14 protein-coding genes and 1 riboswitch are annotated in these 13,028 nt (G+C 72.9%); of the genes, 8 read left to right on the plus strand and 6 right to left on the minus strand.

Annotated elements, in window-relative coordinates; translation table 11 throughout:
• Together CXR44_RS08365 and CXR44_RS08370 are read left to right on the plus strand one after the other, a co-directional pair.
• Window positions 1-657, plus strand: coding sequence for a response regulator transcription factor (locus tag CXR44_RS08365; protein ID WP_101784345.1), 657 nt, complete (start codon window positions 1-3; stop codon window positions 655-657).
• Window position 658: 1 nt separating this feature from the next.
• The gene (locus CXR44_RS08370) at window positions 659-1,639 is read left to right on the plus strand and encodes a TAXI family TRAP transporter solute-binding subunit (protein WP_101784346.1); all 981 of its coding nucleotides are present in this window, start codon (window positions 659-661) and stop codon (window positions 1,637-1,639) included.
• On the opposite strand, the gene CXR44_RS08375 is transcribed toward CXR44_RS08370, so the two are convergent.
• Window positions 1,575-3,002, minus strand: coding sequence for a sensor histidine kinase (locus tag CXR44_RS08375; protein WP_101784347.1), 1,428 nt, complete (start codon window positions 3,000-3,002; stop codon window positions 1,575-1,577). The genes CXR44_RS08370 and CXR44_RS08375 overlap by 65 nt on opposite strands.
• A gap of 135 nt (window positions 3,003-3,137) precedes the next feature.
• On the opposite strand from CXR44_RS08375, the gene CXR44_RS08380 reads away from it, so the two are divergent.
• Both CXR44_RS08380 and glyA read left to right on the plus strand, forming a co-directional pair.
• Entirely contained in the window at window positions 3,138-4,073 is a 936-nt protein-coding gene (locus tag CXR44_RS08380) for a YihY/virulence factor BrkB family protein (protein ID WP_245898966.1), read from the plus strand.
• A gap of 32 nt (window positions 4,074-4,105) precedes the next feature.
• A riboswitch (ZMP/ZTP riboswitch) is annotated at window positions 4,106-4,179 on the plus strand.
• Between the two features lie 23 nt (window positions 4,180-4,202).
• Window positions 4,203-5,456, plus strand: a complete 1,254-nt coding sequence (gene glyA / locus CXR44_RS08385; RefSeq protein WP_101784348.1) for a serine hydroxymethyltransferase — start codon at window positions 4,203-4,205, stop codon at window positions 5,454-5,456.
• 247 nt (window positions 5,457-5,703) lie between these two features.
• Here glyA and CXR44_RS40695 read toward each other — a convergent pair whose 3' ends face one another.
• Window positions 5,704-6,558 carry an anti-sigma factor family protein gene (locus CXR44_RS40695; RefSeq protein ID WP_101784349.1) on the minus strand — a complete coding sequence of 285 codons (855 nt, stop codon included), beginning with the start codon at window positions 6,556-6,558 and terminating at the stop codon, window positions 5,704-5,706.
• Window positions 6,555-7,103, minus strand: a complete 549-nt coding sequence (locus tag CXR44_RS08395) for a sigma-70 family RNA polymerase sigma factor (RefSeq protein ID WP_245898967.1) — start codon at window positions 7,101-7,103, stop codon at window positions 6,555-6,557. Before CXR44_RS08395 ends, CXR44_RS40695 begins: the two co-directional genes overlap by 4 nt.
• 301 nt (window positions 7,104-7,404) lie before the next feature.
• On the opposite strand from CXR44_RS08395, the gene rsgA reads away from it, so the two are divergent.
• Both rsgA and CXR44_RS08405 read left to right on the plus strand, forming a co-directional pair.
• The gene (rsgA, locus tag CXR44_RS08400; RefSeq protein WP_180903254.1) at window positions 7,405-8,517 is read left to right on the plus strand and encodes a ribosome small subunit-dependent GTPase A; all 1,113 of its coding nucleotides are present in this window, start codon (window positions 7,405-7,407) and stop codon (window positions 8,515-8,517) included.
• Between the two features lie 362 nt (window positions 8,518-8,879).
• Window positions 8,880-9,521, plus strand: a complete 642-nt coding sequence (locus CXR44_RS08405; RefSeq protein ID WP_101784351.1) for a phosphoribosyltransferase — start codon at window positions 8,880-8,882, stop codon at window positions 9,519-9,521.
• 79 nt (window positions 9,522-9,600) lie between these two features.
• Here the strand turns inward: CXR44_RS08405 and CXR44_RS08410 are convergent, their stop codons facing one another.
• Window positions 9,601-10,074: an ATP-binding protein gene (locus CXR44_RS08410; protein WP_101784352.1), complete on the minus strand. Its 474-nt coding sequence runs from the start codon at window positions 10,072-10,074 to the stop codon at window positions 9,601-9,603.
• A gap of 113 nt (window positions 10,075-10,187) precedes the next feature.
• Here CXR44_RS08410 and CXR44_RS08415 point away from each other — a divergent pair, with 113 nt between their 5' ends.
• Together CXR44_RS08415 and CXR44_RS08420 are read left to right on the plus strand one after the other, a co-directional pair.
• Window positions 10,188-11,096, plus strand: coding sequence for a helix-turn-helix domain-containing protein (locus CXR44_RS08415; RefSeq protein ID WP_101784353.1), 909 nt, complete (start codon window positions 10,188-10,190; stop codon window positions 11,094-11,096).
• Window positions 11,097-11,210: 114 nt separating this feature from the next.
• A complete protein-coding gene (locus CXR44_RS08420) occupies window positions 11,211-11,444 on the plus strand; it encodes a DUF397 domain-containing protein (protein ID WP_101784354.1) in 234 nt (77 codons plus the stop codon).
• 215 nt (window positions 11,445-11,659) lie between these two features.
• Here the strand turns inward: CXR44_RS08420 and CXR44_RS08425 are convergent, their stop codons facing one another.
• Together CXR44_RS08425 and CXR44_RS08430 are read right to left on the minus strand one after the other, a co-directional pair.
• Entirely contained in the window at window positions 11,660-11,971 is a 312-nt protein-coding gene (locus tag CXR44_RS08425; protein WP_101784355.1) for a WhiB family transcriptional regulator, read from the minus strand.
• A 101-nt stretch (window positions 11,972-12,072) separates the two neighbouring features.
• Window positions 12,073-12,942 (minus strand): sucrase ferredoxin, encoded by an 870-nt coding sequence (locus tag CXR44_RS08430; RefSeq protein WP_245898969.1) that lies wholly within the window; start codon window positions 12,940-12,942, stop codon window positions 12,073-12,075.
• Window positions 12,943-13,028: the final 86 nt, after the last annotated feature.

A 13,028-nucleotide genomic window follows, 5' to 3' on the forward strand; every position in this document is an offset into this window, starting at 1 on the left:
ATGCGTGTGCTTGTCGTGGAAGACGACACCCGGGTGGCCGCCGCCCTGGCCGCGGCGCTGTGCCGCCACGGGTTCGAGGTGCACCGTGCCGCGGGCGCGGCCGAGGCGCTGGCCGCCCCCAGCGTCGACATGATCCTGCTCGACCTCAACCTGCCCGACGGCGACGGCGTCGACCTGTGCAGGAGGCTGCGCCGCGACGGCGTCGAGGTCGCCATCATCGCCGTCACCGCCCGCGGCGAGGAGCGCGACCGGATCGCGGGCCTGCGCGCCGGGGCCGACGACTACCTGGTCAAGCCGTTCTCGACGGCCGAGCTGGTGGCCCGCATGGAGGCCGTGATGCGCCGGGTCCGGCCGAGCCCGCCCCGCGCGGCGCAGGTCGGCGACCTGCGCGTCGACCTGGCCGCCCACACCGTCACCCGCAGGGGCGAGGGCGTCGTGCTGACCCGCAAGGAGTTCGACCTGCTGGCCTGCCTGGCCCGCGACCCCGGGGTCGTCGTGCCGCGCGAGCGCCTGCTCATCGAGGTCTGGGGCACCGCCTGGCCGGGGGCGGGCCGTACCCTCGACGTGCACATGGCGACCCTGCGTGCCAAGCTCGGCGAGCCCGTCGTGATCGAGACCGTCCGGGGCGTCGGCTACCGGCTGGCCCCGGGCGCCTGACATGACGCGGCGCCGCGCCCGGCTGTGGACCCGGCTGTGGACCCGGCGGCTCCTGCCGGCCGTGCTGGCGGCCGTGCTGGCGGTGGCCGGGTGCGGCGGCGCCGACGTGCCCGCCGTCCCGGAGGGCACCGTCAGGATCGCCACCGGCGCCGAGGGCGGCGTCTACGAGGTGTACGGCTCGGCCTACGCCGGCGTGCTCGGCGAGCGGTTCCCCGGACCGGCGCGGGTGCTCCCCTCCGGCGGCAGCGTGGACAACATCGAGCTGGTCATGGCGGGTCGCGCGGAGACCGGGTTCACCCTCGCCGACATCGCGGCCGACGCCCTCGCCGGGCGCGAGCCGTTCGGCGCGCCGCGGCGCCTCGCCGCCCTGGCCCGGCTGTACGACAACTACGTCCAGCTCGTCGTCCGCGACGACGGGCCCGTCCGGACCGTCAAGGACCTCAAGGGCCGCCGGGTCTCGGTCGGCGGCGAGGGGTCGGGCACCGCCGTCGCCGCGGAGCGCATCCTGCGGGTCGCCGGACTCGCCGACGACGTGGAGCTCAGCCGTCTCGACGTCGGCGCCTCGGCGCGGGCGCTCGCGGCCCGGCAGATCGACGCCTTCTTCTGGAGCGGCGGGCTGCCGAGCGCCGCCATCACCGACCTGCGCCGCGGGACGGACATGCGGCTCCTCGACCTCGGCTCCACGATCGAGCCGCTCGTGCGCGAGTACGGCGACCTCTACACCAGGACCACCGTGCCCGCCTCGGTGTACGGGCTGTCCAACGCGGTGACGACCGTGAGCGTGCCCACCTACCTCGTCGTCCGGCGCGACCTGCCGCCCGCCACGGCCTACTGGCTGACCCGGCTGCTCTTCGAGGGCCATCCCCGGCTCGCCGAGGCGCACCCGGAGGCGCGCCGGCTCGACCCCGGCTCGGCGATCATGACGTACCCGCTGGAGCTGCACGAGGGGGCGGTGCGCTGGTATCGCTCGGCGCACCGCTGACGGGCAGCGTCAAGGTCACCTCCAGCCCGTGCGGCCGGGCGGCCGACAGCGTCATGGAGCCGCCGCTGCGCTCGGCCAGGGTCCGCGTGATCGCCAGGCCGAGGCCCGTGCCCGGCACGTTCTGGTGGCGCGGGCTGCGCCAGAACCTGTCGCCCGCGCGGGCCAGCTCGTCGCCGGTCAGGCCCGGACCCCCGTCGCGGACCACGACGCGCACCTCCTCGCCGAGGCGGCTGGCCGTCACCTCCACCGGGCGGCCCTGCCCGAACTTCAGCGCGTTGTCGAGCAGGGCGTCCAGGGCGTGGTCGAGCAGGTCGGGCACCCCGGTGACGGTCAGCCCCTCCGGCACGTCCACCGTCAGCGGCGTCGCCGAGCTGTCGTAGGCGGCCCGCCACGCCAGCGCCCGCCTGCGCACCGCGGCCGCCACGTCGATCGGGCCGGGCGGCTCGTGCGCGGCCTCCGCGCGGGCGAGCTGCAGCAGCGCGTCCACGCTCTCGCCCAGCCGGTCGGCCTCCTCCAGGGCGAGCCGCAGCTCCTCGCGACCGTGCGGGTCGAGGACGGTGGACTCGGCGTTCTCCACCCGCAGCCGCAGCGCCGTCAGCGGGTTGCGGAGCTGGTGGGAGGCCTGGGCGACGAACGCCCGCTGCTTCAGCACGGCGGCGGCGACGCCGTCGGCCATCGCGTTGAAGCTCGCCGCCAGCCGCCGCAGCTCCGGCGGCCCGGTCCGGTCGGACACGTGCGCGGCGTGCCGGCCGGACCCCACGGCGTGCGCCGCCTCGTCGAGCTCGTGCACCGGGCGCAGCACCCACCGCACCACCGGCACCGCCACCGCCAGCGCCACGACGAGCAGCGCCACCAGGCCGCCGAGGGCGAGGACGGCCAGCCGCGCGGCGACCTCCTCCCGCGCCCGGTCCGTCGGCGTGATCGTCACGGCCGCGCCGAGCACCCGCCCGTCGCGCACCACCGGCTCGACCACCACGTACGGCCGCTCGTCCCACGGCCACAGCACGTGCGGCCGCTGCGGCGGCCGCCCGGCGAGCCCGCGCAGCAGGGGGACGCGCACCCCCTCCTGCTCGGGGGACATCCCCTCGCGGGACGAGGCGACCACCTGCCCGTCGGAGTTCACCACCATCACCGGCGTGTCGTACAGCTCGTCGTAGCGCAGCAGGTCGGCCGTCAGCCGGCGGGTCCGGCCGGTGGACAGCGCCGCCTCCGCCACGTCGGCGAACCGGGCGGTGTCGTCGGCCCGGCTGATGAACAGCTCCTGCGACGCCTGGTCGGCCCCCGCCACCGCCAGCGGCAGCCCGAGCGCCGCCACCAGGCCGGCGACCAGGCCGATCACGATCACGAGCAGACGTCTGCGCACCGGGCCTCCCTTCGCTGAGGAGATTGTCACGGCCCGGCGGGCCGAGGGGAAGCCGCCGCATGGCGGAGACGGGGTCGGGTAGCGAACTACGGACGTAAGCTGTGCTGAACGCTCCTGCGAGAACACCTGGGTGCCATGACGTCCACCGACGCTCCCGCGCGGCCGACGAGGCGGCTCGCCGCCAACGTGCGGGCCGGACTCAACTGGGTGTGCGACACCAAGCACTTCGCGATCCTGCGCGCGGCCACCAACGCCGGCGTCACCTACCGGGTGACGGGCCTGGCCGGCGAGGCGGCGTTCTTCGCCCTGCTGTCCCTGCCGCCCTTCGTGCTGGGCCTCATCGGCGTGCTGGCCAAGCTGGGCACCTGGCTCGGCAGGGACCGCGTCGAGGAGGTCCACCGGTGGGTGATCGACCAGGCCGGCGTGCTGTTCACCCAGGACACGATCGCCACCGTGGTCGACCCGCTCATCAACGACGTGCTGCGCGACGACGCCAGCAAGGTGTCGATCATCTCGCTGGGCTTCCTGCTGTCGCTCTGGTCGGGCTCGCGCGCCCTCTACGTCTACGTCGACCTCATCTCCGTCGCCTACGGGCTGGGGGAGGAGCGCGGCATCGTCCGCACCCGGCTGATGTCCTTCGGCCTGTACGTGGTGGGGCTCGTCATCGGCATCATCGTCATGCCGATCCTCGTCATCGGGCCCACCCTGCTCAAGGACGCCCTGCCCGGCGAGTACGGAGTCATGATCGACCTGCTCTACTGGCCGGTCGTGATCATCGGGTCGGTGCTGTTCCTCACGGTGCTCTACCACGTGAGCGTGCCGGTGCGCACCAAGTGGTACCGGGAGCTGCCCGGCGCGATCCTCGCGCTGATGCTGTGGATCGCCTGCGCCGGCGTGCTGCGCGCCGTCCTCGCCGCGTGGTTCTCGCCCGTGTCGGTGTACGGCTCGCTGGCCGCCCCGATCGCCCTGCTGCTGTGGCTGTACATCACGGCCCTCGCCGTGCTGATCGGCGCGATCCTGAACGCCGAGGTGGACCGGCTGTGGCCGGGCGCCGGGCGGCTCCCCGCCTGAGCCGGTCCACCACTTCCGCTATCGTCTGAAGCGACGCGACTGGCGCATCAGGTGGACCACCACCAGGGAGCGAAAGGAGCGGAGGCCGTGCGCCTGGGTCTTCGCCATGTCAATGATGACAGGAGAGTCATGAGTTCTCTCGCAAGCGTCGACCCGCAGATCGCCGAGCTCATCCACGCCGAGGAGCGCCGTCAGGCCGACACCGTCAAGCTGATCGCGTCGGAGAACTACGTCTCCAGGGCGGTCCTGGAGGCCACCGGCACGGTCCTGACGAACAAGTACTCCGAAGGCTACGCGGGCAAGCGCTACTACGAGGGCCAGCAGGTCATCGACCAGATCGAGACCCTCGCCATCGAGCGGGCCAAGGCGCTGTTCGGCGTCAACCACGCCAACGTCCAGCCCTACTCCGGCTCCCCGGCCAACCTCGCCATCTACCTGGCGTTCCTGCAGCCCGGCGACACCGTGATGGGCATGGGCCTGCCGTTCGGCGGCCACCTCACGCACGGCTGGTCGGTCTCGGCCACCGGCAAGTGGTTCAACCCGGTCCGCTACGGCGTCCGCAAGGACACCGGCCGCGTCGACCTCGACGAGGTGCGTGAGCTGGCCCTGGAGCACCGGCCCAAGGTGATCTTCTGCGGTGGGACGGCGATCCCGCGCACGATCGACTTCGAGGGCTTCGCCTCGATCGCCCGCGAGGTGGACGCCGTGCTCGCGGCCGACATCGCGCACATCGCGGGCCTGGTCGCCGGCGGCGCTCACCCGTCGCCCGTGGGCCACGCCGACGTCATCTCCACCACCACGCACAAGACGCTGCGCGGCCCGCGCGGCGCCATGCTCATGGCGATGACCGACGAGCACGCCACCGCGCTCAACAAGGCCGTCTTCCCCGGCCTGCAGGGCGGCCCGCACAACCACACCACGGCCGCCATCGCCGTTGCCCTGCACGAGGCCTCGACGGACGACTTCAAGGCCTACGCGCACCAGGTGGTCGCCAACGCCAAGGCACTGGCCGAGGAGCTGGCGAGCCGCGGCTTCGACCTGGTGTCCGGCGGCACCGACAACCACCTGATCCTCGTCGACCTCACGCCCAAGGGCATCGGCGGCAAGCCGGCCGCCCAGGCGCTCGACCGGGCCGGTCTGGAGACCAACTACAACGCGGTGCCGTTCGACACCCGCAAGCCGTTCGACCCGTCCGGCATCCGCATCGGCACGCCGTCGGTCACCTCGCGCGGCATGCGCGAGCCCGAGATGCGGCAGATCGGCGCGTGGATGGACGAGGTCGTCACCGCCCTGGCCAAGGGCGACGCCGAGGACGTCATCGCCCGGGTGCACGGCGAGGTCAGCGAGCTGACCGCCCGGTTCCCGGCGCCCGGCCTGTCCTAGACACCCGGACGACCCGGCATCCGGGCAACAGGACGCCCCGCCGCACAGGCTGCGAGATGTGCGGCGGGGCGTCGCCGCTCCCGGGGTGGGCCGGTGGCCGGGAGCGGGTGGGGGGTGGATCTCGGCGGGAGACGCGCGGCTGCCTCGCCCGCGTCGCGCCGTCCCGGGTGGATAGTCGGGGCGGAACGGCAGCGTCTTCGTGCGCGGCGCCCTCACCGAGGTGAGAGGGCGTCCAGTCGCCGGAGCGCTAGACCTCCACGGTCAGTAACGTCCGCCCCGTCGTCGTCACCACCTCGAACCGGTCGATGTCGTCGAGCGGAGACGCGCTGCCCCCGTGCATGTAGAGGGGCTGCGGCTGCCCCGGGACCCCGTAACCGGCGGGCGGCACCGACCACCCCGTCATCACCCGCCGCACCCCCGACTTCGACACCGACACGAGCTCGCACTCCAGCGGCCCCTTCACCCCGGCCAGCCTGAGCGCGGCGTGGGTGCCCCACGCCTTGGACTCCACGACCAGCCCCCCGTTCACCCCTCCGGCGCCGACGCCGGCCACCGGGTCGCCGTCGGCGTAGAACTGCTCGGCGGGCCCCATGTGCGGGTCCTGCCCGGTGGCCACCTGCGTCGCCGACATGCCGCCGCCCACCTGCATGCCCACCGTCAGCCCGCCGGCGACCAGCGTCACCGCGGCCGCCAGGCCGATCACGACCGTGCCGCGGCGGGTGCGCCGGTCGGCCGCCCGCCGGCGCCGCATGAGGTCGACCACCCCCGCCTCGCCGGGCGCCGCACCGCCGGCCGCCCATCGCGGCTCCCCGGGCCCCTCCTCGTGATCTTCGCCGAACCCTGGCCCGAGCCGCTGCCCGCGCGCTTCGACGCGTGCCCCGGCGCGGCGGGCCCGCCGGCCCGCCCCGGCGCGAGGGACCGGCGGCTCGTCCGTCAGCGGGCCGAGCCCGTCGAGGGCCACCGCCACACCGGCCAGGTCCTGCAGCTCCGCCCGGCACGGCGGGCACTCGTACAGGTGCGCCTCGAAGGCGCGCTTGTCGTCCTCCTCCAGGAGCCCGAGGGCGTAGGCGCCCACATCGGTGTGCTCCACGCGCGACGTCACGCCGTCACCCCTCTCTCCTCCAGCGCGACGCGCAGCGCGCGCACCGCGTAGTAGACACGCGACTTGACCGTGCCCACCGGGATCCCGAGCGCCCGCGCGGCGTCGTTGACCGACCGGTCGCGCAGGATCGTCTCGTTGAGGATCTCGCGGTGCGCCGGCGACAACGCCCTCAGCGCATCGGCCACGACCACCTGGTGCAGCATTTCGTCCACCTCGTCGGGCATGGGCACGCTCTCCAGCGGCCCGTCACTCGACTCCCGGGGGCGGGCGTCCCTGCGCCGCCGGTCATCGATCACGATACGTCTGGCGACGGTGGCGAGCCAGGGCATCAGGGAGACCGAGGCGGGGTCCAGCCGTTCCGCGCTGCGCCAGGCGCGGATCATGGTCTCCTGGACGACGTCCTCCGCCCACTGCCGGTCGCCACCGGTCAGCCGGACGACGAAGGCCAGCAGCGGCCGGTGGTACTCCCGGTAGAGCGCCGAGACGACGAGGTCGTCGTCGGGTCGTACGCGCCTGATCCAATGGCTCAGTCGTGGCTTTCCCATCGGAGCGGTCCCCTCAGGCGAGGGCGGGGGATACGTGCTGGTGCGCATCATTCCCCTTTCTCGAGTGCGTCGGCAGGGGGTACGGCCGGGGCCTCGGGCGGGGTTCAACGGACGGGCGGAAAAACGGGATTGCGCCCAGGAGGCAAGAGTGCGTAGAGTCACCGCGACGAGCCGAGGGGCGCGTCCGTCGAGAAGCGAGGGGGTGGGGACTATGCGGGTCTGCTTCAGCATGCCGTCCGTCCACCTCCGGGTGCCTGCCTGAGCCACCCGGTCCTCCTTCTCGACCAGAGGAATCACCGCGTTGTCTTCCGACCTTTCGTCTTCCGATCTCTCCCTGCTCGGCTGGACCGACGCCCGCGCCGCCGAGCTGCCGCCCGGCACCGTCCCGGCGCGTGTCGCCCGCGTCGACCGCGGCTCCGCCGAGGTGATCGCGGTCGACGGCCACCACCAAGCCCGCTACGCCGCCCACGTCCGGCGGGCCGCCGCCGCCGACCCGGTGGCGCTGCCGTGCGTCGGCGACTGGGTCGCCCTCGCCACACTGCCCGAGGGCCGCTACGAGCTCGTCGCCGTGCTGCCGCGCACCACCGCGTTCGTCCGGGGCGGCGTCAGCCGTGACTCGCGCGGCGGCCTGTCCGGCGACGGCCAGGGCCAGGTGCTCGCGGCCAACGTCGACGTCGTCTTCGTCGCCGAGCCGTCCATGCACGCCACGGACTTCGCCGACCTCGGCCGCGTCGAGCGGCTCGTCGCGCTGGCGTGGGAGTCGGGCGGCACGCCCGTCGTGCTCGTCACCAAGGCCGACCTCTTCGAGGACGGCCTGGAGGACCTGCTCGACGACGTGCGCGCCGCCGCGCCCGGCGTCGACGTGCACGCCGTCTCCTCGCTCATGGGCGATGGCGTCGAGCTGGTTCGCAATTACCTCGACGGCTCCCGCACCGCCGTCGTGCTCGGCACGTCCGGTGCGGGCAAGTCCACCCTCGTCAACGCGCTGGCCGGAGGCCGGGTCATGGAGACCCAGCAGGTGCGCGCCGGCGACGGCCGGGGCCGCCACACCACCGTGCACCGGGAGCTCATCCCGCTGCCGGGCGGCGGGCTGGTCATCGACACGCCCGGCATCCGCCGGGTGGGCCTGTACGAGATGAGCCAGGGCGTCGAGCTGGTCTTCTCCGACATCGAGGCGCTGGCCGAGCAGTGCCGCTTCCACGACTGCGGGCACGAGAGCGAGCCCGGCTGCGCGGTGCTGGAGGCGCTCGACAACGGCGAACTGCCCGAGCGCCGCCTGGAGAGCTGGCGCAAGCTGCAGCGCGAGGCGGCCTGGATGGCCGGGCGCACCGATGCGCGGCTGCGCGCCGAGCAGCGCAACAAGTGGAAGATCATCCACAAGGAGATGCGCCGCTCCGGCCGCAGCCGCCCCTGAGGCCCGCCCCGGCGCCCTTCCCGGGCGGGCGACCTCGTCCCGCCCCCGGCCCGGGGCCTCCGGAGGGCCCCTCTCCCGCCGGTCTGGGGGGCTCGCCTGCCGCGGGCCTTTCCCGCCGGTACGGGGAGGGCCCGTAGCGGGCCTTTCCCCGCCGGTTTGGGGGAGCGCCTGCCGTGGGCCTTTCCCGCCGGCATGGGGGAGTGCCTGCCGCGGGCCTTTCCCGCCGGTACGGGGAGGGCCCGTAGCGGGGTCTTTCACCCGGGTGGGAGGGCCCGGAGTGGTCTTCGGGACTCTGCCGGGGACGGCCGCGATGTCCCGTTCGCACCTCGCGAGGAGCGGCGGATGGCGGGTAGGAGCAGGGCATGGACGTGTTCGCCGACCGCGCCGAGGCCGGGGCCCTGCTCGCCGAGCGGCTGCCGCACGTCCGCGGCCCCGTGGTGCTGGCCCTGCCGCGCGGCGGGGTGGCGGTGGCGCTGCCGATCGCGCGGCGGCTGGGCGGCGTCCTCGACGTGCTCGTCACCCGCAAGATCGGTTATCCGCCGTCACCCGAGCTGGGCGTCGGGGCGATAGCCGAGGGCGGCGAGCCGGTGCTCGACCTCCGCCTGCTGCACCGGCTGGGCATGACGCCCGAGTCGGTGGCGGACGTGGTGGCGGCGGAACGCCGGGAGCTGGCCCGCCGGGTCGAGGTCTACCGGGGTCGCCGGCCGCTGCCCGATCTGGCCGGGCGAGAGGTGATCGTGGTGGACGACGGTCTGGCCACCGGCGGCACGGCGCGGGCCGCGCTGCGGGCCGTGCGGGCGCGCGGGCCGGGCCACCTGACACTGGCCGTGCCGGTCGGCGCGCGGGAGACCGTCGAGGCGATGCGCCGGGAGGCCGACGAGGTGGTGGTGCTGGCGGTGCCCGCCGACTTCCGCGCGGTGGGGCAGTGGTACGAGCGCTTCGAGCAGTTGAGCGACGCCGACGTGCTGGGCCTGCTGGCCGAGGCGGGCGCCCCACCGGGATGAGCGGGCCGGACCGGAGTCCGTGCCAGCGGGCGGGGCGGCGGACGCGGCCGGTGGCGGCCCGGCACGCCGGCGTCTGTGCCTAGGCCGCCAGCACGGCCCAGACGAGCTTGTCGCGGGTGCCCGCGATGATCCAGCCCCAGGTCGTGGAGAGCGCCTCGACCAGCCGCAGACCGCGGCCGAACTCGGCGAAGATGTCGGGGGAGGCCGTCATCGGGGGCGCCTGGCTGTGGTCGGTCACCACGCAGGCCAGCTCGGGACCGTGCCCCAGCAGGCGGAGCTGCACCACGCCGCCGCCGTGCCGCATCGCGTTGGTGACCAGCTCGGAGACCACGAGCTGCGCCTCGAACGCCACCCCGTCGGCACCCCACCCGGTCAGGGTGCGGTCGACGAAACGCCTGGCGGACGCCACGCACGCGGGCTCCATCTGGCCTAACTCGGCCAGCGGGAACACCGCGTCGCACGGGGTGGGCCGCCCGTCCAGCAGAATGGCGGACAGCCATCCCGGCGGCCGGGCACCGGAGGGGGCTTGCGGCCGGGCGTCGAAAGTCGTCATGCGGTGGCCCCCGAAGCGCGGTCTTAGGTGATCCAGACACATCTTTACGGGATGCGCTTACCAATGCAAGACTTTTCGTCGTTTACAGATGCAAACCGCATCTGCACGTGCAGATGATCTGGGAGACAGTGGTGAGCGCACAGAGTGCGGAGGGGAACATCCTCGGCTATTCGCAGGGGAGTCCCACGGTCCTGCGCATCCTGCTGGGCACCCAGCTGCGCAGGCTCCGCACGGAGAAGGGTATCTCGCGCGACGACGCGGGGTACGCGATTCGCGCGTCCCATGCCAAGATCAGCCGGCTGGAGCTCGGTCAGGTCAGCTTCAAGGAGCGCGACGTGGCCGACCTGCTGACCCTCTACGGCGTCGTCGACGAGGCCGAGCGGGCCCCGCTGATCGAGCTGGCCCGCCAGGCGAACGCCCCCGGCTGGTGGCACAAGTACGGTGACCTGCTGCCCGGCTGGTTCGAGGTGTACATCGGCCTGGAGGGCGCGGCCTCGGTCATCCGCACCTACGAGAACCAGTTCGTGCCCGGCCTGCTCCAGGAGCCCGGCTACGCCAGGGCGGTGATCAGGCTCGCCCACGAGAGGACGCCGGAGGAGGAGATCGACCGCCGGGTGGCGCTGCGCACCGCGCGCCAGCGGCGGCTGGCCGGCGAGAGCGCGCTCGCCCTGTGGGCGGTGATCGACGAGGCCGTCGTGCGGCGCAGTCCCGGTGGGCCCGAGGTGATGCGGGCGCAGATCGAGCATCTGCTGGAGATGACGGCGCAGCGCAACGTCACCGTGCAGCTCATGCCGTTCGACCGGGGCGGGCACGCGGCGGCGGGCGGGGCGTTCAGCCTCCTGCGCTTCCCCGAGCGCGAGCTGCCCGACGTGGTCTACATGGAGCAGCTCACCAGCGCCCTCTACCTGGACAAGCCGGCGGAGTCGGAGCACTACACGCAGGTGATGGACCGGTTGAGCATCCAGGCGGAGTCACCGGCCGACACCAGGAGGTTTCTGGACCGGCTGCTCCGCACACTGTGATTCACCCCATACTCGCGTTTTTCACCATGTGGCCTATGGCCAGCTCTGATACGTCGTATCCTCACGTCGCAAAGCACGGATGCACGTGCATTTGTAAGCCGAGGAGCTTCTTCCATGCATGAGTTCCGCAACGGAACGCCCGCAGGCCGCCTCCCCGTCGTCTGGCGCAAGAGCAGGCGGAGCAACCCCAACGGCAACTGTGTCGAGGTGGCGGCCCTGCCCACGGGAGAGATCGCGATGCGCAACTCGCGCTTCCCGGACGATCCGGCCCTCGTCTACACCCGGGCCGAGATCACCGCGTTCGTCCTGGGCGCGAAGGACGGAGAGTTCGACGACCTGATCGTCTGAAACCCGAGGGATCGGACGAGGGGGCGGAACAAGGGAGGGAACGGCAAGAGCCCGGCGTCGGGGGTGACGCCGGGCTCTTCGCGTGCTCGGGGGTCGAGCGCCGCCTGATCAGACAGTTGTCCCGACCGGGTTCGCCGAGGACTGGACGTGGCTGGCCAGGACTCGGTTCATCGGGACAACGGCGGGATCACGCGGCCGCTCGGTGCTGCCGGGTGTCAGGCGGCGGAGATGCCGGCGCTGGCCGCGCGGCGCATGCGACGGCGACGCTCGGAGGCGCGCTCGTCCTCGTTCAGGCCACCCCACGTGCCGTACTTCTCCGGACGGGACAGCGCGTAGTCAAGGCACTCGGTGCGGACGGGACACTGGGCGCAGATGGCCTTGGCCTTGCGCTCGCGTACGTCACGCTCGGGCTGCCGCTCCCCGTCGGGGCCGAAGAAGAGCACGAGGTCCTCACCCCGGCACGCGGCATCATCCTGCCAACCCCAGCTGGGGCGCGGGCGGGCGAGCTGCCGACGTACCTGAGACATGAGAAAACCACCTTCGTGAGAGGTATTTCGGTAATTGAGCCGCATTGGACGCTTTAGGCGTCACTGTTCCAACGCAAGGTGGGGCCGTGATGTTCCCTTGGTCAGGTGAGTGCCGGCGTGGCGTACCGCACAGGCGCGAGCCTGTCCAGCGAAACCAGCCGGTAGGTGGTGATCGTCTCGGCGCAAGCCGTGCCACACGGCGCTCGGAACGCCGATGGCTCAACCACAACCTGCAGCCGGGTGTCGCCGACGCGCACGATGGCTTCGGTGACGTCCCCGTCCGACCTGGAGGATTCCACGGCCACTGCGCCGACGGAGCACTCTCCCGTATGGGCTCGGGCGAAGTGCTCGACGGCTTGCAATGGCTCAGGGATGCCTGCGCGCCCCCGGAAACGGTCGAGGATGACCTCGCCCGACCGGTACGCGTTCGCCGCTGCGATCGCAGCAGCCTGAGACATGCTGCCGTAGAAAATTCCGTGTGGCAAGCACACGAGGTTGGCGGCGTACCGATCGCCACCAACGTGTGACGTTTCCCATACCCGCCCCGGCAGGTTTTCCGCCAGGGTCCGGGCGAGGGGTAGTCCAATGCGGGCACAACACGCATTGCGCTTGGCGTGCGTGCAGACCAGAAATACCGGCTCGTCCTCCAGTATGCAGGACTCCGGGACCACTCCCGCCACCAGCGCGTCCAGGTCAAGATCGTCCGGACCTGCGACGAAGCCCGAGGCCAGCCACGGCTCGGGGCCCTCGCCGTAGGCGACGAGGACCCGCATCCCCTGCTGCCGCGGGCGGACCCGTCGTCCGGGGCGGCGGATCAGCTGGGGCCGGACGCCCCGGTCGAGTGCCCGCCGGACGAGCGCTGCGATGTCCTCGGGGAGGTCGAAACTCTCCAGATGCGACGGCCAGGGACCCGGGTACTCCACCAGCAGCCACAACCGGGCTCCCACGGTGGCACTGGCCAGCGTGGGCACGGTGCCGGTGTGGCATCCGTCCGGATGTCCGCAACGCCTGGACAACGCTCCCCCTTCGCGAGATTAGGTAAGACTAACCTAACGGT

The sequence above is a fragment of the Nonomuraea indica genome, from assembly GCF_002850745.1.
Taxonomy (GTDB): Bacteria; Actinomycetota; Actinomycetes; order Streptosporangiales; family Streptosporangiaceae; genus Nonomuraea; species Nonomuraea indica.